16 protein-coding genes and 1 tRNA gene are annotated in these 21,527 nt (G+C 65.3%); 7 read left to right on the top strand and 10 right to left on the bottom strand.

What is annotated here, in order from left to right:
- The first annotated feature begins 12 nt into the window (after window positions 1–12).
- Complete coding sequence (locus tag QE399_RS18730; RefSeq protein WP_309831145.1) at window positions 13–918, top strand: site-specific integrase; 906 nt, start codon at window positions 13–15, stop codon at window positions 916–918.
- Window positions 919–955: 37 nt separating this feature from the next.
- On the opposite strand, the gene mobF is transcribed toward QE399_RS18730, so the two are convergent.
- The 4 genes from mobF to QE399_RS18710 are packed head-to-tail and all read right to left on the bottom strand — an operon-like array spanning window position 956 to window position 5,536.
- Window positions 956–3,586 (bottom strand): MobF family relaxase, encoded by a 2,631-nt coding sequence (gene mobF / locus QE399_RS18725; RefSeq protein WP_309831143.1) that lies wholly within the window; start codon window positions 3,584–3,586, stop codon window positions 956–958.
- Window positions 3,580–4,854, bottom strand: a complete 1,275-nt coding sequence (locus tag QE399_RS18720) for a type IV secretion system DNA-binding domain-containing protein (protein WP_309831141.1) — start codon at window positions 4,852–4,854, stop codon at window positions 3,580–3,582. The genes mobF and QE399_RS18720 overlap by 7 nt, the downstream gene beginning before the upstream one ends.
- Entirely contained in the window at window positions 4,851–5,186 is a 336-nt protein-coding gene (locus tag QE399_RS18715) for a hypothetical protein (RefSeq protein ID WP_309831140.1), read from the bottom strand. The genes QE399_RS18720 and QE399_RS18715 overlap by 4 nt, the downstream gene beginning before the upstream one ends.
- Window positions 5,183–5,536, bottom strand: a complete 354-nt coding sequence (locus tag QE399_RS18710) for a plasmid mobilization protein (RefSeq protein WP_309831138.1) — start codon at window positions 5,534–5,536, stop codon at window positions 5,183–5,185. The genes QE399_RS18715 and QE399_RS18710 overlap by 4 nt, the downstream gene beginning before the upstream one ends.
- 501 nt (window positions 5,537–6,037) lie before the next feature.
- On the opposite strand from QE399_RS18710, the gene QE399_RS18705 reads away from it, so the two are divergent.
- A complete protein-coding gene (locus QE399_RS18705) occupies window positions 6,038–7,636 on the top strand; it encodes an HsdM family class I SAM-dependent methyltransferase (RefSeq protein WP_309831137.1) in 1,599 nt (532 codons plus the stop codon).
- Window positions 7,637–7,737: 101 nt separating this feature from the next.
- Window positions 7,738–8,319: a restriction endonuclease subunit S gene (locus QE399_RS18700; protein ID WP_309831135.1), complete on the top strand. Its 582-nt coding sequence runs from the start codon at window positions 7,738–7,740 to the stop codon at window positions 8,317–8,319.
- Window positions 8,320–8,370: 51 nt separating this feature from the next.
- Here QE399_RS18700 and QE399_RS18695 read toward each other — a convergent pair whose 3' ends face one another.
- The 4 genes from QE399_RS18695 to QE399_RS18680 all read right to left on the bottom strand — a co-directional run bounded on the left by QE399_RS18695 (window position 8,371) and on the right by QE399_RS18680 (window position 10,700).
- The gene (locus tag QE399_RS18695; protein ID WP_309831133.1) at window positions 8,371–9,315 is read right to left on the bottom strand and encodes a hypothetical protein; all 945 of its coding nucleotides are present in this window, start codon (window positions 9,313–9,315) and stop codon (window positions 8,371–8,373) included.
- Complete coding sequence (locus QE399_RS18690; protein WP_309832189.1) at window positions 9,312–9,533, bottom strand: helix-turn-helix domain-containing protein; 222 nt, start codon at window positions 9,531–9,533, stop codon at window positions 9,312–9,314. Before QE399_RS18690 ends, QE399_RS18695 begins: the two co-directional genes overlap by 4 nt.
- A gap of 578 nt (window positions 9,534–10,111) precedes the next feature.
- Window positions 10,112–10,534 (bottom strand): hypothetical protein, encoded by a 423-nt coding sequence (locus tag QE399_RS18685; protein ID WP_309831131.1) that lies wholly within the window; start codon window positions 10,532–10,534, stop codon window positions 10,112–10,114.
- Between the two features lie 89 nt (window positions 10,535–10,623).
- A tRNA-Arg gene (locus QE399_RS18680) sits at window positions 10,624–10,700 on the bottom strand.
- Between the two features lie 207 nt (window positions 10,701–10,907).
- On the opposite strand from QE399_RS18680, the gene QE399_RS18675 reads away from it, so the two are divergent.
- The gene (locus tag QE399_RS18675) at window positions 10,908–12,647 is read left to right on the top strand and encodes a cation:proton antiporter domain-containing protein (protein ID WP_309831129.1); all 1,740 of its coding nucleotides are present in this window, start codon (window positions 10,908–10,910) and stop codon (window positions 12,645–12,647) included.
- Between the two features lie 311 nt (window positions 12,648–12,958).
- Here QE399_RS18675 and QE399_RS18670 read toward each other — a convergent pair whose 3' ends face one another.
- Window positions 12,959–14,800 carry a M14 family metallopeptidase gene (locus QE399_RS18670; RefSeq protein WP_309831127.1) on the bottom strand — a complete coding sequence of 614 codons (1,842 nt, stop codon included), beginning with the start codon at window positions 14,798–14,800 and terminating at the stop codon, window positions 12,959–12,961.
- Between the two features lie 194 nt (window positions 14,801–14,994).
- Window positions 14,995–16,773: a DEAD/DEAH box helicase gene (locus QE399_RS18665; RefSeq protein ID WP_309831125.1), complete on the bottom strand. Its 1,779-nt coding sequence runs from the start codon at window positions 16,771–16,773 to the stop codon at window positions 14,995–14,997.
- A gap of 295 nt (window positions 16,774–17,068) precedes the next feature.
- Here QE399_RS18665 and QE399_RS18660 point away from each other — a divergent pair, with 295 nt between their 5' ends.
- The 3 genes from QE399_RS18660 (at window position 17,069) to QE399_RS18650 (ending at window position 21,522) form a co-directional block, all read left to right on the top strand.
- A complete protein-coding gene (locus QE399_RS18660) occupies window positions 17,069–17,509 on the top strand; it encodes a F0F1 ATP synthase subunit epsilon (protein ID WP_309831122.1) in 441 nt (146 codons plus the stop codon).
- 139 nt (window positions 17,510–17,648) lie between these two features.
- A complete protein-coding gene (gene ettA, locus QE399_RS18655; RefSeq protein WP_309831120.1) occupies window positions 17,649–19,310 on the top strand; it encodes an energy-dependent translational throttle protein EttA in 1,662 nt (553 codons plus the stop codon).
- Between the two features lie 64 nt (window positions 19,311–19,374).
- A complete protein-coding gene (locus tag QE399_RS18650) occupies window positions 19,375–21,522 on the top strand; it encodes a DUF1631 family protein (protein WP_309831118.1) in 2,148 nt (715 codons plus the stop codon).
- Window positions 21,523–21,527 lie beyond the last annotated feature (5 nt).

Here is a 21,527-nt window from a genome sequence, read left to right as displayed (position 1 = left end):
ACGCCTGAGCTGATGACCGCTTTCGTGGAGGACATGCGGCCCCGCCTCGGGGTGCCCACGCTCAACGAGCGCCTGACCAAAATCCGGGGCATCTACAAGATTGCGGTCGGCAAGCACGTCCTGCGCGTGAACCCCGCGACCGGCACGCTCGGCGTCAAGGAGAGCGGCGCCAAGAAGCGCAAGAAGCGCCGGTTGCCCTTCGACGCAACCGACCTGCAGACGATTTTCGGCTCCGAGGTCTTCACGCAGCATAAGCGCTCCAGAGGGCAGTCCGGCGAGGCCAGCTACTGGATTCCGGTGCTGATGTACTACACCGGCGCCCGGCCCGAAGAACTGGCGGGCCTGGCGCTGAGCGACCTCGTGAATGACCCGAAGCTGGGCTGGTACCTGAACATCATCGACCGCCCCTGCGACGACGACCTCGACTTGTTCGACGACGACGAGGTGCCCGAGTCCCACCGCCGTACCCTCAAGAACGCGGTGTCCATCCGGCGCGTGCCGATTGCCCAGGAACTCATCGACCTCGGCCTGCTGCGCTACGTCGAATGGCTGCGCGCTCGCAAGGCTACCGTGCTCTTCCCGACGTTGAAGAAGGACTTCCACGGCAAGCTGTCCGGGTCGTTCTCGAAGTTCTTCGGTCGCTACAAGCGCGCTCTCGGCATCATCGACAAGCGCAAGGTGCTTTACTCGTTCCGCCACTGCATGAAAGACATGCTCGAAGCGGCTGGCGTCCCGTCGAAGTACCTGCAGCGAATGCTGGGCCACACCACGGGCGATGGCAACGTGACGGACGGCTACGGCTCCGACCTGCCATTCAATCGCCTGGCCAGGCACTTCTCGCGCGTGAAGTTCGCTGCCATCCCCGCGCGGCCCTGGGAGCCGGGGCGCGGCTCTGTGAGCTTGAAGGGCGACGACTGACATAGAAAGAGAACGGGGCGCGCGAAGGCGCCCCGCTTCACATCGACATCCCACGGCTCGATGGTCGATGCAGGTCAAGCGCCGCCTGCTTGATGTCCAGCCGCGACATCGCCCTAGGCAGCAGTTCTTTGTCGTCGGTGTAGAGCGTCACGCCGTGGCGGGCACGGCTGATTGCGACGTAGTAGAGACTTTGATTGGCCATCGCCCCGCTCACGTCGGCGTCCACCAACACCCGGTCGCAGGTCTGGCCTTGCGCGGCATGCACCGTCGTGCAGTAGGCATGGTCCACCCGCAGCGGTCGCTTCATGTCCAGCGTCAGCGAGCGCTCCAGCCCGACGTTGACCGTCAGCTCACGGGCGGCGAGGTCGATGGACTCGACCGTGCCGACCTGGCCGTTGACGACGCCAAGCCCGTAGTCGTTCGCCGTGAACCGGATGCGGTCGCCGGCCGCGACCTCGCGTTGCTCTGCACGATGCACGGCCACATGCGGCATCGCGGTCGGCCGCCACTGCACTGTCTGACCATCTTGCCGGCGCAGCGTGATGCAGCCGGGCGCGGTCTCGACGACTTCCGCCGTGTCGCCACGCCGCAGTCCAATGCTGTCGTAGTGCCGCAGCGCCTCGACGATGTCGCCGGCCGCGTAGCTCAGCGAGCTTTGCACCTGCGCCCTTGTCAGGTCGCGACCCTCCAGCACATCGACGGCGACGCCGGAGCCTGCCAGACCGAGCCGCTGGCGAATGCGCTGGTTGATGGCCTGCCTGGCGCGGTTCGTGCCCGCCACCGCCAAAGTCTGCAGCCGTTCTTCGGGCAGGCGCGATGCGTAGTCCCTGGCGATGCGCTCGTAGCGTTCGGTCGAGTGCGGCACCTCGGCAACCGTCGCCTCCAGCTTCTCCAGCGAGTCCTTGACCTTGCCTTCTGCCGCATCCACCACGGCGGCCCGCAACTTGTCGTTCTGCTGGCGCAAGATGTCGGCCATCCGAACTACCGCCATGCCTTGCTCTTGAAGCTGGCGGAACGGCGCCCCGGCTTCCACGGCTTTGAGCTGACCGGTGTCGCCGACCAGCACTGCGCGAGCGCCGACTTCCTCCACGGCCGCCATCAGCGCGTGCATGTCGCGCAAGCTCACCATGCCGGCTTCATCCACGACCACCAGGGTCCGCTCGTCCAGTGCACGGCCACTGGCAAGGAAGCCCGCGATGGTCATTGCCTCGAAGCCAGCAGCCGACAGCTCGCGAGCAGCCGCAGCCGAAGGTGCCAGTCCAACGGCCTTGAACCCGTCGCCCAGGTTCGCGGACACCGTGCGCAGCATCGCCGTCTTGCCGGTGCCTGCGAGCCCCTGCACGCCCACGACGCGATTGCGGGTGGACAGCACCAACTCCGCCGCCTTGCGCTGGCCGGCTGTCAGGTGCACGGCAATCGCTGGTGCTGGAGCCGGCGCAGGGGCGGAGGCCTCGAAGAGCCGCCCTTGCTGCGGCTCCCAGATGGCCGTCGTCAACGCCTCCTTGCCGCGCCGCTCGATGTCCAGCAGCTCCTGCTCCATCGCCTGCGCGCCTGGTGTCGTGAGTCGCCGCCCATCGGCCGACGCCAGCATCTCACCGCCGGCCAACCGGCGGTCGATGTCGACCTGCACGTCGGCGAGGCCCAAATGGCCGGTGCCGTGCGCCAGCGCCTCCTGCGCGATGGCCAGCCTGCTGACGATTGCGCTGCGCTCGGTCAGGTGCGCCACGGCGAAATCCACCGACTCGCGGGTGCGCGTCTCGACTTCCGCGCGTTCGAGCGCCGCCATGCGCAGTTCGGGCATCCAGTTCACACCAAGCGCTGCCGCCTTGGCGTTCCATGTCTCGCGCAATTCGTCGCGCCGTACGCTGGCGTCCTTGGCCCGCCGCGTGCTCAAGCCGGCGATTTCGCGCATCTCGGCCGAGGCGGTCGCGCGGCTCTCGCCCTTCGCCGCCAAGGCCAAGTCGATGGCGCGACTGCGCGTGCTGAACGCCTCGACCTGCTCGCGGGTAATGTGCGCCAGCTCGAACCGGCCGTCCTGGTGTGTGCGACGGATGCCGTAGCCCAGCTCCTGTACGCGCTTGGCCAGCTCGGCTCGATACAAGATGCCAAGCAGCTTCTGCTGCTCGTACAGCGCGTGTGCATCGAGTGCTCGCCATTGGCCGTCCGGCCGCTGCGTCACGTTCAACAGGACGCAGTGCGTGTGAACTTGCGGGTCCAGCTCGCGGCTCAAGTCGTGGTCGAACCGGGCGGCGACCACGTTCTGACTGCGCACCGAGACCGTCTCGCCATTCTGCGTGCTGCGGTACGCGGCCAGTTCGGCCTGCACATACCGCAGCGCGTGGGTGACGGCCTGCTGATGCGCGTCGAGCAGTTCTGTCGAGCCGCCGATAAGGGCTTGCATGCTCAGGGACTTGGGTGCGCTGAATGTCAGGTCCAGGCCGGCGGTGCGGCCTTCGCCGCCGCGATGCATCTCCGTCCCATCCTGTAGCCGACCCTCCAGCAGCGCACGGAAGTCACCGCTGTCCACCTCACCATGCAGGCCCAGCGCGTCGGCGCCAGTGCCCCACCAGGCCGAGGGCGCGCGCCCGTCCTCGCTGTAATAGTCGTCGCCGCCCTCGTAGTAGCTCGCGGCCGACGCAGCGGAAACAACTTTGGCAAGCGTCAGCATGCGGCCTCCGGCACGAAGGCCTCGGTCACGTCCTCGCGGGCCTGCGGCGTCAGGCGCAGCCGGCGCACCGGCTCATCACCGGCCATCGCCAGATAGCCGGCGAGGTTCGGCAGGCCAGCGATTTCGCTGGCCATCACCAAGCGCTCCTGGGCATGCCGTAGGCTTTGTGATTCGCCCAGGCCGCTGGCGCCGTTGCTGCGGCTCAGCTCGTGGCGCAACACCTCGCGCTCGCCGAGGGCGCGGGAGAGTTCATCCGCCGTGGCCGGGTCGCTCTTCGCAATCGCCAGCACCGCCAAGTTGCGAAAGCACGCCCTCAGCACGACGGCCGACTCGCGGCCATACAGCCGGTCCAGCTGGGCCGTGCTTTGCAAGCCTGCCACCACGCACAAGCCATGTTTGCGGCCGAGCGTCAGACCCATCTCCAGACCATTCAACTTGCCGAGCGCGGCCAACTCGTCGAGCACGAGCCACACGCGCCGAGCGGGGTCGGGCGGCAACGTCAGCACCGCATTGGTGGTGATGTCCGCCCAAGTCGCCAGCAGCGGTGCCAGCGCCGCTTGCATATCGGCGCGCCATGTCATGAACAGACTTCCGCTTTCGTGCTCCAGCCAAGTCCGAAGGCTGAAGCTGCCGGGTTTGATGAAGCGGTGCGGTGACAGATGGGCGGTCAAGACGAACCGCGTGCTGGCCAGCGCTTTGTCCGCCCCCTCGTCGAACAAGCCCGCCGCCGGCGTGCCCGCCAGCATCGCGCCCAGCTCGCGGGCCGGCGCACTGGTGCACCAGTGAAGCAGGCGCTCGGTCGTCGTCTCTCCGCTGCGCACCAAGGCGCGCAGCACTTCCGCCAGCAGTACCTGGGCGTAGTGATGCCAGGGCGCAGACTCGCCATGCCCGGCCGGCACGATGCTGGCGGCGAGGCGGTCGGCGTCGAAGTCCGCGCGCAGCTCGTTGAATACGGTCCAGCCTTCCGTGCGAGCGTCAAAGGGGTTCAGCAGTCGGTCACCTTCTTTGGCGAACCGGCGCACGAAGCTACCGTTCGGGTCGCACACGACGGTTCTCTCACCACGCTCCCCGATGCCGTCCAGCAGCTCTTCGACGAGCGTGCTCTTCCCCGCACCCGTGGTGCCGGCCAATAGCAGGTGCAGGGTCTCCAGCTCGACGGGCCAGGGCAGGCCGCCGAGCGTCAGGAGCCGATGTCCGCCGGACATGGGCTCGGGGTTGCGCGCTTGCGCTCGCCACGAGCAGAAGCGCTCCCAGGCCGCTTGCATCATCGGTCGCCCTCCCACCGGGCGCCGCGCAGGCGCATCACATCGAGTTCTGCCCGGCGCTGCCAGCGGCGGAACAGCCAGCCGCCCACCACGGCGGCGCCCATGACGCCGACGAGGGCGCACAGCACAAGCAGCGTCAGCGCCGTGCGGTCGGTCTCCCGCCCGAGCAGCGCGAGGCCGAGCACACGCCAGCCGTCCAGGACCGGCAAGCCCAGGCCGCGCTCCCAGACGGCGGTCCACGTTACGGCGGACAGCACCACGGAGAGCACCGTCCAGACCACCGCGCGGTCGACTGCGCCGAACAGGTGGCGAAGGAATGCGTCGTGCGTCTTCATGCCACACCTCCGCGCTGCTGAGGGTTGCCGACGCGCGGGGCCAGCTGCGCTCGGACGCGCGCCAGAATCTGCGCGTCACGCGCCGCTGCCAGCTCGCGCAGCAACAGCAGCATCTCGCGCTGGTCAGTGCCGGCGTTGTCGCCCTGCGTCGCCGCTGGCGCTGGCGTCTGCCGCACCTGGCTGCGCAGCGCCGCCAGCTCGGCGGCCACGTCCAGCGATTGGTGCACCGCCGTCACGGTGGCGCGCACATGCTCGGAGATGGTCACGCCTTGTGCGTCGGCTCGCTGGCGTAGCGCCTTGTGCTCGTTCTCGCTCACGCGCACCTTGATGAACCGGCTGCGCTCGCTCATCGCGGGCTCCCCAGGCCCGACGCCGCGCCAACACTGGGCAAGCTGGCCAGAGGGCCACAAACGTGGACCGCTTCATTCGGAGCCGTGGACCGCGCAAAGCCAGCATTGGCGCGGTTCCCCGGCGTTTGACACCCGCTATCAAAGATTGCAGGGGTGTGTATCGTTCTCAGGGCCTGCCTGGGCAGGATAGAAGGCTTCATTTCGGCTTCTCCAAAAAGTTGATGGACAAGCCGTGTAGGCACCAGGTATGAGTGACTGACGAGGTTCAAGATGAGACCACCGTGCACCAGTGGCGGTGTCGAACGCGTGGGTCACCTCATCGAGCCCAAAAACTGGGCTCGCAGACCAAATTGAGGAAGCAATAACTGGCAACCCCCAGCCAGTGGAGCGCTTCAATCGCGATGGCGCGCCAAGCACCTAGAGCTGGCGGGGCCCAGCCTCGTAGACAAGCCCGAACTTTTATGACAGACTGTCTTCATTGAGAACGACTGAACGTCTTAAATGAGCAATAAGATTGCAGTGCAACTTTCAGAGGTACTCAGTGTTCCTCCGACTCACCTTGTCTTCAAGGAGGCACAAAGAGAGGCCTTCGAAATCTTCACCGTCCAGAACGAGCGGGCCACAAAGTATCTCGCGTTTGCCTTTGCAAATGCTTCCTACAAGGAAGCCGAGGACTATCTGAAAGATACCCTTCGGACGTCGTCTACCATGAGCGTTGGCGCCTTGGTGAGTGAAGACTATAAAATAGTAAGAGTTCTAAGAAAGAGTTTTAGAACAGGTGATTTTGACCTGGTTGCAAATTTGGACAGCTCCAGCGTTCTTTTGCCTTCTGAAAAGATTGCTAAATCATCTCTAAGGCCGCTCACCCAGCGCGTCGAAAATCTTTTATTTGAAATTCACAGCGCCTTTCGTGACATTGATGGATTACATGCCCCGGAAGCGCTTGAGGAAATATGCAAACTGGTGTATGCGAAGCTGTTCGATGAAGAAAATTCCAACCGTTCGGGGGAGGTCGTCTTTCAGCGGTCGGGGCGATGCAGCGTTGAGGAATGTGCGGCTGAAATTCGTCGGCTCTATGATGCAGCAATAAGCGACGATAAAGCGATTTTCTCGAACAAAATTCCGTCGTACGACCGTTCTCGAGGAGTATTTAAAGAGACTCTCCAGTTGTCGAGTGCGGCTATTGTTAGAGCGACAGAGCTTCTGCAGCACTACGACATATCCTCTTCGCCAATCGACATAAAAGGACGTGCGTTTCAAAACGTTTTGCAGCCCGCCGTGCGCTCCGGTATGGGACAGTATTTCACTCCGAAGGAGGTCATTGACCTGATTGTTCGAATGATGAGTCCAAATGTCCGCGAGCTGGTGATTGACCCATTCTGCGGCTCGGGGCACTTTCTTACTTCGGCATTGGACTGTGTGCGCAAGTCACACGGAAAAGCCGACAAGCTGTTTCATGAGTTCGCATTCACCCGCCTGCACGGAATCGAAAAGAGCGACCGCATGGTGCGGATTGCAATGACGGACATGCGGCTCCATGGTGATGGGCATAGCAATATCCGCTGCACGGATGCACTGTTGCCATTTGAAAACTATCCGGACTTGTATCGGGAAACCTTTGACTTGGTGACTACCAATCCTCCGTTTGGAGTCGACTTGCCGGCGGATGCGCTGCATCAATTTGGTCCATTTGAATTAGCGTTGGACCGCAAAAGCACCATTTCTCTCGAAATTGTTGCTATAGAAAGGTGCCTCCAGCTCTTAAAGCCAGGTGGCCGGCTTGCCATTGTGATTCCGGATGGCGTGCTCAGCAATAAAAGCACCCAGTACGTTCGAGATTGGTTGGTCGAGCGTGCTGTGATTCGCGCCATCGTCAGTTTGCCATCCGATACATTCTCGCCATTCGGGGCAAATATCAAGACAAGCGTGTTGATACTAACGAAACTTCGGCCTGGCGAAGAGCCTGACCCGGGCAGGAAGGTATTCTTGAGTGAAGTTTCAGACGTTGGATACGATGCTAGTGGACGTAGGAGTTCCCGCTCTGACTTGGGTGAGCTGTTAAATCAATTCCAAGATTTCATTGCTGAGGAGGGCTGGTAATGCGTTGTATTACTATCGACCATTCAAATCTTGTCAGGTCAGGACGATGGACACCTTCATTTTTCTTCGGAGCGGAGGACTCCCCGAGTTCGGTCCATGAAATGGTCGAACTTCGGCAACTTGTGTCGGAAAGAAAGGGTGCAGTTGACCCTCAGACGCTCGGCGAGCTACAAATTTCTTATCTTGGACTTGAAAACGTTCGTGCCCGGACGGGGGAGTTGGTGGATTTCGAACCCAGAGCGGCCAAGAGTATTAAGTCTCGCTCCAAAATTTTTAGAACCGGCGATGTTCTCTTCGGCCGTCTTAGGCCAGAGTTGAATAAGGTCTATTTGGTAGATGGAGAGCCTGCCGATGGGATTTGCTCAGGTGAATTTATTGTGCTTGTTCCAATAGCGTCTCGGGTGAACGCACGATATGTTCGGCATATCATTGCTTCGCCCTTCGTGTCGCGCTTGGTGGAAAAGTTTCGTGTAGGTGCCTCGTTGCCGCGCATGGCAACTGATGACCTGCTCAGCATCAAAGTTCCGTTGCCGCCATTGTCAATACAGCAGCAAATCGCACGACAACTAGAGGCTACGGACCAAGAATTGAGGGGCCTTCGTCAAAGGCTAGAGGAACTTCCTGAGCAACAACTCGACGCGCTGATGAAAGCTATTGGCGGTCTCGACGATACGCCCAACTGAGTCCACAGGCTAAGACGGCCCTTAAATCCCTAAGTACGATGCTAATGCGTACTAGAAAGTATCCTTTAGCAGGTCCTGATAGGTCGGGCAGTGTTGGCGAAGTGCCAAATTCGCATCAATGGCACTTTGGCCATTTGCAGGCAGACCTGCACGTCTTAGCGCTGTTTGCCACTCTGCTTTGCGATACTGATTTACTTCTTCTGTGGGGTAGTGTCTGTGAATAAATGAAATATAACGGTGCGCCACCGGATTAACCCGTCTAAGCTCTCGGAAGCGCTCGCGGGCCGAGTCGTTGTCTGTTTTTAGCATTCGAATAAGGCCGCCAAAATTGGCCGCATATTCAACGTTGGCTGGCTTACACGTTTTCGGCCCTGACCGGCGCTCCCGCTTTCCAGCAGCGTTTAATGGTTCGCCTACGTGAGTGCATGCGCCGGGAACGCAACCATCCGGGCAATTTTGGGGGTCAACGAAAGTTCCGCCCCGTTGACGGTGTAGTGCATCCCGAAGTTCTATTATCGGCTGAGCAGGTCCCAAAAAGTAATCGTGGATGCGAGGCCAGAAGTACTGATTGGCAATTGAAGTCCAGGACCAGACTAAGACTAAGAGTTGGTCATTGGCTCGAGTTTCGCTGCGCAAGTTGGTGAAGTGTCCCTTGGCTTCATCTACGCCGATGTTCATCGACTTTGCTTCAATGCGGAATAACTCGCCGAGTCGTGCTGCAGGGTCCCAAGTGGCGCCGCGAGTCAGGCAGGCGAAATCGGCCGGCTCATGGTCTTGTAACCACGCAATTTCGCATTGTTGAGCTTCGCCGCCTTCGTTCTGGAGCACCCTATTCATGTAGTAGACCCACATCGCTTCGATTAGGCTGCCCATGCCGCTTCCAAGGCGCCCCCCTCTGGTCTTAAACGTTTCGGAGGTGAATGCGTTTATCTCGTCGATAACTCGCTGCGCATCAGCTTGTAGAATGCGTTCGGCGGTGGCTGGCGTTACTGTCAACTGAATAGCTCCCGTGGTTCAACCTTGAGAGCAGTCGCGAGCTTGAGTATGTTCACAAGGCTCACGTTTCGCTGGCCTCGTTCAACTCCGCCTACATAACTTCGGTCAAGCCCAGACGACAGGGCGAGTGCTTCCTGAGAGAAGCCTTTCGCTGCGCGAAGGGCTCGCAAGCGTTGTCCGAACTGAACTAAATCGGCGTGATGGTCGGGCGACTGCATCATCCAATTGGCTCTGATTGATGACAATGAGTCCACGGGCTATGAGTACCATTGTCTGAATTGCGTGCGACCCATCCCAGTCGCGCCTAGGAGCAGCTGTCACCGTGCAACCAGTCGATGCCGCGTCGGCTTGCCCGGGGTTGTCGGCGGATTCATGTTGTCACACAATCTGTATCCCAGACCCGTGTCGCACCGGCCGGAAAGCCGCGAAAACACTGGGGTTCGCAGGTGGCCAATGGTCCCCCATCAGCCACCCCAAGAAATGAAAAGCGCCGCACTTGTTGCGGCGCTTTTTTTTGCCTTGCATGGGCCGGGCGGGTACGGAAGAGCAGAGCCCTAACGGGGATCCGAAATAGGCTTGTGCCGAGCGTCCGCACCATCCGTTGTGATCGCTCGTCAAGGGCAATGAAGCGGGCTGCGCCTTGTGTGCTGGGTGATGCGGACTCCGGGACGGTCGAGGCTTCGCTCACCTCGTTCATCGAACCGGATGCATTGCCAGACGACAGATCGATGGAAGGCCGCTCGGGCACGCGCCCGTGCCTTGCCGGGGAAGGCCGTGTCTTTGATTGGCCCGCGAGTCAGCGCCGCAGTCGGCACGCTGCCCGGATCAGGCGGTCCGCCTGGTCCGGAATCTCCTTGAACACCAAGGGCGCCTCTCCCTGCCTGAACGAACGGTCCATGATGACCGGCCCGCTCCAGCCGGGCTGCCCATAGAAACGCATGCGGGTGTACCACGCGTTGCGCCCGGCACAGTCCACCGTGGCCGTGCTCTGGTGGCCCCGGTAGTGGCCGCCGCCATAGGCCTCGCGCGCCGCCGAGCGCGACACCCGCACCTGCACGCTGAGAAGGTCAGGCTCCAGGTAGGTGATGGACGTGGGACGGATCTGGATCAGATCACGGTCGACCTGTGCAGGCTCTCCATACACGGTGAACCACTCGCCGTCCGCGAGGGCGGCGAGGGGAAGGCAGGCCAGCAGAACGCAGGCGAGTGTGGAGCGCATGGAGTGGGGCAGAGGGCGGTGGCGTTTCCGGAAGGCTCCGCGGTTTCGGCGCGCCCGGTGGAAGCCCCATTATGAACGGATGGGGGCAATGGCCTGCCCGGAGGGACTCGAACCCCCGACCTATTGCTTAGAAGGCAATTGCTCTATCCGGTTGAGCTACGGGCAGATGCGGGCGTGATGCCGCAGGCAGCGGGGCACGCAGGATGTGCGGCCGGCCGTGCCTAGGGTGCGGATCATAACCGTCCGGCAGCCCTCCACTGCGGGCGGGCGCGACTTTTGCTGGGCTGCGGGTGTTCCGGTTATAACGGTAACCACTTCCGCCGATCCCTGCGGCACGGCCTTTCCCATCCACACCCTTTCGCATCCTCCCGCCATGCCGCACAGCATCTCTCTCATCAATACGATCGCGGCCGGCCTGGGTCTGGCGCTGATCCTGGGTTTTGCGGCCACGCGGGTGAAGCTGCCTGCCTTGGTCGGTTATCTGCTGGCGGGGGTTTTCATCGGGCCTTTCACTCCCGGCTTCGTGGCGGATGCGGAAATGGCCAGCCAACTGGCCGAGATCGGGGTGATGCTGCTCATGTTTGGCGTGGGCTTGCACTTCTCGTTCGGCGATCTGCTGGCGGTGCGCAAGATCGCGGTGCCGGGCGCAGTCGTGCAGATGGCCGTGGCTACCTTGCTCGGCATGGGCGTCGCCCGCTGGTGGGGCTGGGGGTGGGGTGGTGCGCTGGTGTTCGGGCTGTCGTTGTCAGTGGCCAGCACCGTGGTGCTGCTGCGGGCGCTGGAGACCCTGGGCATTCTCGACTCGTATACCGGTCGCATCGCCGTGGGCTGGTTGGTGGTCGAGGATCTGGCCATGGTGCTGGTGCTGGTGCTGCTGCCGCCGTTGGGCGGCTGGCTGGGCGGCACGGGCAGCAGCGAGGCGCCCACGCATCTCTGGCGCACCCTCGGGTGGACGCTGTTGCAGGTGGGCGGCTTCGTGGCGCTGATGCTGGTAGTGGGGCGCCGGGTGTTTCCCTGGGTGCTGTGGCAGGTGGCCCGCACCGGCTCCCGCGAGCTGTTCACGCTGTGCGTGGTGGCGGCCGCCGTGAGCATTGCCTTCGGATCGGCTGCGCTCTTCGGCGTGTCGTTCGCGCTGGGCGCGTTCTTTGCCGGCATGGTGATGCGCGAGTCGGAGTTCAGCCACCGGGCTGCGCAGGAGTCCTTGCCGTTGCGGGATGCCTTCGCCGTGCTGTTCTTCGTGTCCGTGGGCATGCTCTTCAATCCCTGGGTGCTGGTCGAGCGGCCCCTGCAGGTGCTGGCCGTGGTGGCCATCATCATCTTCGGCAAGACACTGGCGGCCGCGGCCCTGGTGCTGGCGTTCCGCTATCCGCTCAACACGGCGCTGACGGTGTCTGCCAGTCTGGCGCAGATCGGCGAGTTCTCGTTCATTCTCGTCGGCCTCGGCGCGTCGCTCGGTCTGTTGCCGCCGGAGGGCGCCAGCCTCGTGCTGGCCGGCGCGCTCATCTCCATCGCGTTGAACCCGCTGCTGTTCCGGGCCATCGCGCCCTTGCAGGACTGGTTGCGGGCGCGGTCGGCGCTGGCTCGAAAGCTGGAGCAGCGCGACGACCCCCTGGCCGAGTTGCCCATGAGCACGGACCACAAGTACCTGGCACGCCAGGTGGTGCTGGTGGGCTATGGACGGGTGGGGCGCCGCATTGCGGCTGCGTTGACGGCCCACGACATTCCTTTCGTTGTGGCCGAGCAGAACCGGGACCTGGTGGAGGCCTTGCGCAAGGCCGACATGGCGGCGGTGTATGGCGATGCGGTCGATCCTTCCGTGCTGATCCAGGCCCACATCGCGCGGGCCTACATGCTGGTGATCGCCACGCCCAACACGCTGGACGTGCGGCAGATCATCCACACGGCACGTACGCTCAACCCTGACATAGAAACCGTGGTGCGCAGCCACAATGAGGAAGAGGCTGGCCTGCTGGAACAGGAGAGCGGCGGCAAGGTGTTCCTGGGCGAGGAGACGCTTGCGGTGGCGATGACCGAGCACGTGCTGGAGCGGGCGCGCGAGCGCAATGTGCCGCACACCGTGCCGGGTGCGCTCCATCAGCACCACCACGCTTGAGCGGCTGAGCGGCTGACGACGGCCGTGGGCGCAATGCCCTCCATTCGACCGCGTTGTCCTCAGATCCGCGCGAATCGCCCGTGCTCTGGTTGTGCTGCGTTTTTAGGTCAAATCCGCCACAAGCGCCCGTGTATCAAGCGCATGTAGCTATCGAATTGATAGTAATCAGCCGGTCGTGCGCCGCTGCTGGTTGCCCGCAGATGTCCAAAGCTGTCTGCCCGTCGAGACGCCCGGGAACGCCCTGTCAGGCAGGCCATGCTGGCGGTCGCTGACCAGCATGCCTGTCGAGACAGCGCCCCGCAGGGGCGTACTCAGTCCGTTTCCTCGAAGACCAGTGACGGCGTGGCCATCACCCGTGCCGTGTCGCCCAGTCCGCCGATCAGGCGGTTGGCGAAGTAGCTGTTCTGGGTGTCGGGCTCCAGCGCGGCGATGGCCAGGTTGGCCAGGGGCTGGTTCAGCGGCACATAGAAGCTGCCGGCGGGCGCATCGATGGCCGTGCGCGACAGCTGCGTCTGCACGCGGATGATCTCGCCGCTGCCTGCAACCGTGCCTCGCACGTCAGGGCGCGCAGAGGTCTCGCGGCGCACCTCCTGGTACGTGTCGGCCAGCACCGAACCGGGCTCGGCGACCCGCATCACCTGCAGGCCCAGCATCTTCAGGCGATCCACGGCCAGGGCGGCGCTGGTAGCCAGCCAGTAGCCGCAGGGGCGCGGGCGAGACTTCACGGTGCGCAGCTGAAGTGCAGAGTTCCACTCCACGCGCACGCTGCGGTCGACCCCTGTTTCGGGGTCGAGCATCAGCAGATCGCGCTGGGTCTGCGTCGGGCCGGCTTCGACCACCGTGTCGCCGCGGCAGGCCTGCGATGCCGTATCGCGCGCCACGAAGGAGCGCACCTGCTCCAGGTTGGCCGCGCGTTCGGAGGTGCTGCGCAGCGCGCTCGAAATGGCGGTGACCTGGGTGTGCACCCGGCGCTGGATATGGGTGCGGCCGATGCCCACGCCGCGCGTCTCGATCAGCAGGCTGACCGCGTTCTTCAGCCCATTCACGTTGCGTCCCGTGTCCGGCTGCGTGCCGCCCATGGAGATCCTGCGGTCGTTGGGATCGGTGGAGGTGGTGTAGTACCACTCGTGGGTCAGTCCCTGGGCGCCAAGGGCGCTCACCATCGGGGGGTGGTACCACTCGTTCGCCGCCTTGGTCATGAACTCGGGCACATTGGCCGTGGTGGCGTACTGCAGCAGCGCGTCGTACTTCTGGATGCCGTTGAACTTCTCCAGGAAGCGGCCGGTGACGGTGTACTCGTGCGCGTCGATCACAGCGATGGGACGGTAGTTGCGCGCCAGAATGGCCAGCGCCTGCGCCTCGGGCGTGTTCAGCAGCAGATGGTCGCGGTTCATGTCCACGCCGTTGGAGGTGACCCGCTGGCCGGCTTCCGTGCCGTCGGGGTTCGCCCGCGGCACCACGATCACGTTGATGCGGTCCAGCAGCGGTTCCAGCAGGCCTTGGGAGAGTTCCCGCGCCACGACCAGCAACGCCTCGCCGCCAGCCGGCTCATCGCCGTGTTGCTGGCCGATCAGCAACACCGTGGGCCGCCCGCTGGCGTCGAGCGCGGCCACGTCGGTGCCTGCGGCGCGGGTCACCACCAGTGCCTGCAGCGGCGTGCCGCGCTGGGACGTGCCGATGTCCAGCACGGCCGCGCGCGTGGCACGGCCCGGTGCGGCGGCGATATTGCGCAGCCACTGCGCCGCTTCGGCGTTGGTGGTGAAGCTGCGGCGGCCGTCGGCCAGGCCGGGGGTGTCGTAGCGCACGGACGGGTCGGGAAACCGCGCGGCCACGGCGGCCGAGTAGGGCAGCGCGGTGGCCGGAGGCTCTGCGGATCCCGTCGCCAGCGGGGACGAGGTGACCGGAGAGGTCACGACCTCCGCACGCGTCGGAGCGGAACTGCCCAGTGGCGGCGGGACGGGGCGGGTGGACTGCGCAGGTGCCGTCGGCGATGGGCTCCCGCCCTGGGTGGGCCAGGGTGGCAGCGGCGTGCTGCTGCAGGCGGCCAGCAGGGCTGCGACCGCCAAGACGCCAAGGCGCGGGGGGCATACCGCAGCGATGCGGTTACGGTGGAACGCGCGGGTCGATGCGCTGGGGGCGTCAGGCTGGTACATGGGATGGTGCCTTGGTGAGGCGCAAGCTGCTCTTGTGACGAATGTTACCCGCCGCAAAAGATGGGTCTGTAGGCTGGCTTACCCGGTGGCGGGGATTGTTGCGCCGGTGAATAGGAAGTCGCTAGCGGATGCACCAAAAAAAAAGCGGCCCGAAGGCCGCTCTTGCGTGCGAGCGTGCTCGCTCGCGTAATCGCTCAACGGCCGTAGCCGCCGCCACCGCCGCCGCGGGGGCCCCGGTTCCCACCACCACCGCCGCCGCCGCTGCGGCCACCGCCGCCGAACCCACCGCCGTTGCCGCCCCGGAAGCCGCCGCCATGGCGACCACGGCCGCCGGCCATGCTGTCCACACTGGTGCGCATCGGATCGGGCTGGCCGCCGCCGGAGCCGCCGCGGCCCGCGCCGAGATGCGTGCCCAGCTGCGTGCCCAGGTGGGCGTTCTCGCGGCGCGGTTGGCTGTCGTCGAAGCGCTCGCCGTCACCGCCACCGGAGCGGGGGCGATTGCGGCCCCGGCCAGCGGCATTGCCGCCCTGGCCCTGGCCTTGACCCTGGCCGCGCGGAGCACCGGCAGGACCATTGGGGCCGCCGGCACGCGGGCCGTTGCCGCGGCCGCCGCCATTGGCGCGCTGTCCACCGCCGTTGCCGCCACCGCCCGAGGGCTTGCCGGCGCCGCGCGACTCGCCCTGGCCGGCCTTGTTGGCGCGGATGCGGTCCATCATTTCGCTGCGTGCAGCCTTGGCGGCCGCCTGCATGACCTCGCGGCTGGGCGGCTTGCCCGCGCCGCCCCAGATGGTCTGGCGGCCCATGGCGATGGGCTCGGCCTTTTCATCGGCGTCGGGACCGAAGCCTTCGAGCACCTGCACAGGGATCTCCTGTTTGGTGAAGCGTTCGATCTCCATCATGAAGCCCTCTTCGTCCATGCAGACCAGGCTCACGGCCTCGCCGGTGGCGCCGGCGCGGCCCGTGCGGCCGATGCGGTGCACGTAGTCTTCAGGAACGTTGGGGATTTCGTAGTTGACGACGTGCGGCAGCTCGTCGATGTCGATGCCGCGGGCCGCGATGTCGGTGGCGACCAGTGCGCGGATATCGCCGCTCTTGAAGCCGGCCAGTGCCTGCGTGCGGGCGCTTTGGCTCTTGTTGCCGTGCAGCGCCATGGCCTGCACGCCGTTCTTGGTGAGGAATTCAGCCACGTTGTTGGCGCCGAACTTGGTGCGCGTGAACACCAGCACCTGGCTCCAGTTGTGCTGCTGGATGATGTGCAGCAGCACCTGCTTCTTCTTGCCGCGGCCCACGGGGTGGATCACCTGCGTGATGCGCTGCACCGTCGTGTTGCGGGGCGTGACCTGGATGCTCTGGGGGTTCTTGAGCAGCGTGTTGGCCAACTCGCGGATCTCGTCGCTGAAGGTGGCGGAGAACAGCAGGCTCTGCTTGTCCTTGGGCACCAGGGCCAGGACCTTCTTCACGTCATGGATGAAGCCCATGTCGAGCATGCGGTCGGCTTCGTCCAGCACCAGGATCTCGACGGTGGACAGGTCCAGGAAGCCCTGCTGCTGCAGGTCCAGCAGGCGGCCGGGCGTGGCGACCAGCACGTCGACACCGCGCTTGATGCGGTCGATCTGCGGGTTCATGCCCACGCCGCCGAAGACGACGGTGGAATTGATATCGAGGTACTTGCCGTAGTCGCGCACGGACTCTTCGACCTGCGCGGCGAGTTCGCGGGTGGGGGTCAGCACCAGGGCACGGATACCCTTGCCGCCGAACTTGCTCTTGGGAGCCGTGCCCTGCGACAGGCGGGTCAGCATGGGCAAGGTGAAGGCAGCGGTCTTGCCGGTGCCCGTCTGTGCGCCGGCCAGCAGGTCGTGGCCGTCGAGCACAGCGGGAATGGCCTGCGCCTGGATGGGCGTGGGAGTCTCGTAGCCCTGTTCGCGCACAGCCTGCAGAATGGCGGGGGCCAGGTTCAGTTCGTCAAAGTTCATTCAAGGAAGCACCCTGTCCAGGGCGCCTGGGGCATCGGCCTGTTGCAAGCCCGTGGGGCTGCAGCCAGTCAAAGGCAGATGGGTTCAGAAGTGGGAGCCGGAGCGCAAGGCTGCGTCCATGTCCCCAGCGGATCGCTGAGGCCGCCGGTAACTGGAGCCGGCGGCTGAGGCCCTATTGTGTCACGACTTGCGCCGGAGCGTGGTTCGGCACCCGGCGCACCGATACACTGATTTTCGTCTCCAGGGCTGCGGTGGATCACCCGCCGCGGCGGACTGCAGGAGTAGAGTGGGCGGCATGTCATCTGCTGAATCGAACGCGGGGAGCGACCTGCGGCTGGAAATCGTCAATATGGAGGGCGTCGTCTGGTCCGGCGCCGTGCGGGTTGTCACGCTGCCGGGCGCAGAGGGTGCCTTCGGCATTCTGCGCGGCCATACCCCCTTGCTCACCCGCCTGCGCGAGGGTTTCGTGCACGTGGTGACGCCACAGGACGAGCGCATTTCCGTCTATGTGTCCGGCGGCTTCGTCGAGTCTCAGCCGCAGGGGGTCACGGTGCTGGCGGACACGGCCGTGCGCAGCGCCGACCTCGATGCGGCCCGCGCCGATGCCGCGCGGCAGGAAGCGTCCAGCCTGCTGCATTCCGAACTGGCCGGCATCGACCATGCGCAGCTGCAGGCCGAGCTCGTGCAGGCTGCAGCCCAGTGGAGCCAGGAAATCCGCCGCAGCAAGCGCTCCTGAAGGGCCGCTTCCCCGGGCGGAAGGGCTCGCCGGCCAAAGCATCCGATAATGCGACCAACGCGTCTTCCGGCGCGGCCTCGCTGCAGGCCGCTTTTTTTCGTTCTGCCGGACACGCAACCCCCTTTAGGAAAGAGAGCCAATGGCGCAATACGTTTTTTCAATGAATCACGTCACCAAGACCGTGCCGCCCAAGCGGCAGATCTTGAAGGACATCTCCTTGTCGTTCTTCCCTGGTGCCAAGATCGGCGTGCTGGGCCTCAACGGCTCGGGCAAGTCGTCGCTGCTGAAGATCATGGCCGGCGTGGACAAGGAAATCGAGGGTGAAGCCATCCCGATGGCGGGCCTGTCCATCGGTTACCTGCCGCAGGAACCGCAGCTCGATCCTGAGCACACCGTGCGCCAGGCGGTGGAAGAAGCCATGGCCGAGGTCAACAACGCCCGCGCCCGCCTGGAAGAGGTGTACGCCGCCTACGCCGAACCCGACGCCGATTTCGATGCCCTGGCCGCAGAGCAAGGCCAGCTGGAGGCCGTGATCGCCGCCGCCGGCACCGACTCGGAACACCAGCTGGAAATCGCAGCCGACGCGTTGCGCCTGCCGCCCTGGGACGCGAAGGTCGGCCTGCTGTCTGGGGGCGAAAAGCGCCGCGTGGCGCTGTGCAAGCTGCTGCTCTCAAAGCCCGACATGCTGCTGCTGGACGAACCCACCAACCACTTGGACGCCGAGTCCGTCGACTGGCTGGAGCAGTTCCTGCACCGCTTCACAGGCACCGTGGTGGCCATCACCCACGATCGCTACTTCCTGGACAACGCGGCCGAGTGGATTCTGGAACTGGACCGGGGCCACGGCATTCCCTACAAGGGCAATTACTCCGACTGGCTGGTGCAGAAGGGCAACCGCCTGGAAGCCGAACAGAAGGGCGAGGAAGCCCGCGCCAAGGCCCTGAAGAAGGAACTGGAATGGGTGCGCCAGAACGCCAAGGGGCGCCAGGCCAAGTCCAAGGCCCGTATCGCGCGCTTCGAGGAACTGAGCGATTACGAATACCAGCAGCGCAATGAAACGCAGGAAATCTTCATTCCTGTGGCCGAGCGCCTGGGCAGCAAGGTGATCGAGTTCAAGAACGTCTCCAAGTCGTTCGGCGACCGCGTGCTGATCGACAACCTGTCGATGAACATCCCGGCCGGCGCCATCGTCGGGATCATCGGCCCGAACGGCGCCGGCAAGTCCACGCTGTTCAAGCTGATCGCCGGCAAGGAGCAGCCCGATTCGGGCGAAGTGGAGATCGGCCAGACCGTGAAGATGGCCTTCGTGGACCAGCACCGCGATGCGCTCGCGGACGAGAAGACCGTCTGGGAAGACATCTCGGGCGGCCTGGACATCATCACCGTGGGCAAGTTCCAGATGGCTTCGCGGGCCTACGCGGGCCGCTTCAACTTCAACGGCCAGGACCAGCAGAAGAAGGTCGGCAACCTGTCCGGCGGTGAACGAGGCCGCCTGCATTTGGCCAAGACCCTGATCCAGGGCGGCAACGTGCTGATGCTCGACGAGCCTTCGAACGACCTGGACGTGGAAACCCTGCGGGCCCTGGAAGACGCGCTGCTGGAGTACGCGGGCACCGTGATGGTCATCAGCCATGACCGCTGGTTCCTCGATCGCATCGCCACGCACATCCTGGCGGCCGAAGGCGATAGCCAGTGGGTGTTCTTCGACGGTAACTACCAGGAGTACGAAGCCGACAAGAAGAAGCGCCTGGGCGAAGAGGGCGCCAAGCCCAAGCGGATGCGCTACAAGGCGCTGAAGTAAGCAGCCGCGGGCGTCTTCGCGGCCGGCGTTGCGCTGGCCACGCTGCTGCCCCATCTTCCGCCGTATGGCTGTTGCGTCCGTACCCGGTGCCTCTGCGGCGCTCCATGCCTGCGTGGCCCGCGCCGCGCAGGAGGGTGAGGCGCTCATGCGGGAAATGACCGATGCCGCGCAGCACGCCCTGGGCCGCGCCCAGAGGGCTGCGCAGTCACCGCTGCAGCGCCAGCAGGCCGACGAGGCGCTGCAGCAGTTGCGCCAGCAAGCCGCCGGTCTGGCGGCGGCATGGGGCCCGGCCCTGGCGGCTTGCTTTGCCGACACGGCCCCGCTGCATGCGGAGCCCTTGCGCCGGGACCCTGGTGCTGAGCCCGGCTTCGGCGAGCTGGCCCTGATGGACGACGCCGAGATCACCGCCCAGCTGCAATGGGCCCGCCTCCGGCAGGGCGTGCTGCATGCGGCACAGCCGGCCCTCTCGGAGCTTGATGCCCTGGTCTGCGCGGCACTGGCGATGCCCAGTGTGCGGCCCGGCAGCAACCCCTTGCGCCCTGAGAACTACCTCCGCGCCCTGCAGCAGGTGGTGGCCGATACCGGCGTGCCGGCCGCGGTTCGTCAAGCCTGGATGCCGCATTTGGGCGATGCAATGTCGCACCTGCTCGCTCCCGCGTACGAACGTGCGGCGCGGAACCTCCGCGAGCAAGGCGTGGCGCCGGTCGGCCATGCCGTGGCTGGCCGCCTGGATACGGCGACGGCGGGCGATGGGGTGGACATCCGCAAGGGGGAGCAGCGTGTGCCGATGCTGGCTGACGGCGACAGCGTGCCGTCCCTGCTGCACGCGCCATGGGCGCTCCGGGGCCGTGCAGGTGCGCAGCCCGTCTCAGAAATGGCCGGCGGCGAGGGGGCTCTGTCCAGTGGCGGCTTCACGGAGGGGCTGGGTGACGCCCAGGACACGGCCGCTGCGGAATGGTCGGCGCTGCAGGCGCGGCTCGGCCACCTGACCGGAGAGCCGGGCGCCGCAGAGGCAGCCACTGCCGCCGCAGGCAACGCCTCCCGGCGGGCCACCGAGGTCGTGCACCGCATGCTGGAAGCGCTGGCGCAGGATGCGCGGCTGGATCCCGCGGTGCAGCAAGCGCTGCGCCACCTCAAGGCGCCCATCCGCCGCCTGGTGCGGCACGATGCACGCTTCTTCACCGATGAACAACACCCGGCGCGGCGCCTGCTGAATGCGCTCACCCTGCGCAGTCTGGACTTTGCCGGCGACGGTCCGGGGTTTCCACGCTTTCTGCGGCTCCTGGACGATGCGGTCACCTACCTGGCGTCGGCCGAGATCCGCGATGCCGAGCCGTTCGAGCGCGCGCTGGGCGTGCTGCAGTCCGCCTGGGACGTCCTCGATGACCGGCTGCGGGAGCGCCGCGACGGACAGGCGCGGGCGCTGATGCAGACCGAGGGGCAGCGGCTGCAGGCGGAAGAGGCCGCGGCGGCCTTCCGCCTGCTGCCCGACGCGGCCCTGGTGCCGGCGGACGTGCTGGCCTTTGCCACCGGGCCGTGGGCACGGGTGGTGGCCGCCGCGCAGGGCGATGCGCCAGGCCGCGACGAAGATGCTGGCGGCTACCGCGCCGTGGTGCCTCTGCTGTTCGATTGCGTCCAACCCGACCGGCTGCGCGCTGCGCCGGACCGCAGGGGCGCTGCCGTGGCAGGTTTGCTGGGCACCGTTCGCGAGGGCCTGCAGCGCCTCCACGATCCGGGTACCCAGACCGATGCGGTGCTGGAGCGCATCGTGGCGTGGCACCACGCCGCACTGGATGCGCTGGAACGCGGAGTGCCGCCCCCGGCCGGCGCGTTGCCCGGCAGCGCGTTGGCGGACGACGAGGCCGGCCGGCCCGCACGGCACATGCATGACGCGGCAGGCAGCGAGCCGGTTCAGACGGCCCCGGCGATGGCCCCCTCCGCAGGCACCCGCCTGGCGGGCGCACCCGACGCGGCAGACACGCCGGTGCCGCTGCCACTGCAGATCGGGCAGTGGATCGCGCTGCGACGGCACCAGCAGACAGTGCGCACCCAGCTCACCTGGTCCAGCCCGCAGCGCACCCTGTTCCTGTTCACTGCGGCCGATGGCAGCACGCAATCCATGACGCTGCGCATGCTGTCCCGCCTGGCAGCGCAAGGGCAGCTGGAGGTGATCGGCGACGGCAGCGCGAGCGGGTCGGGCCGCCCCGCCTGAGGCCG

It is taken from the genome of Paracidovorax wautersii (genome assembly GCF_031453675.1).
Taxonomy (GTDB): Bacteria; Pseudomonadota; Gammaproteobacteria; order Burkholderiales; family Burkholderiaceae_C; genus Paracidovorax.
This window is presented reverse-complemented; position numbering and strand designations above follow the sequence as displayed.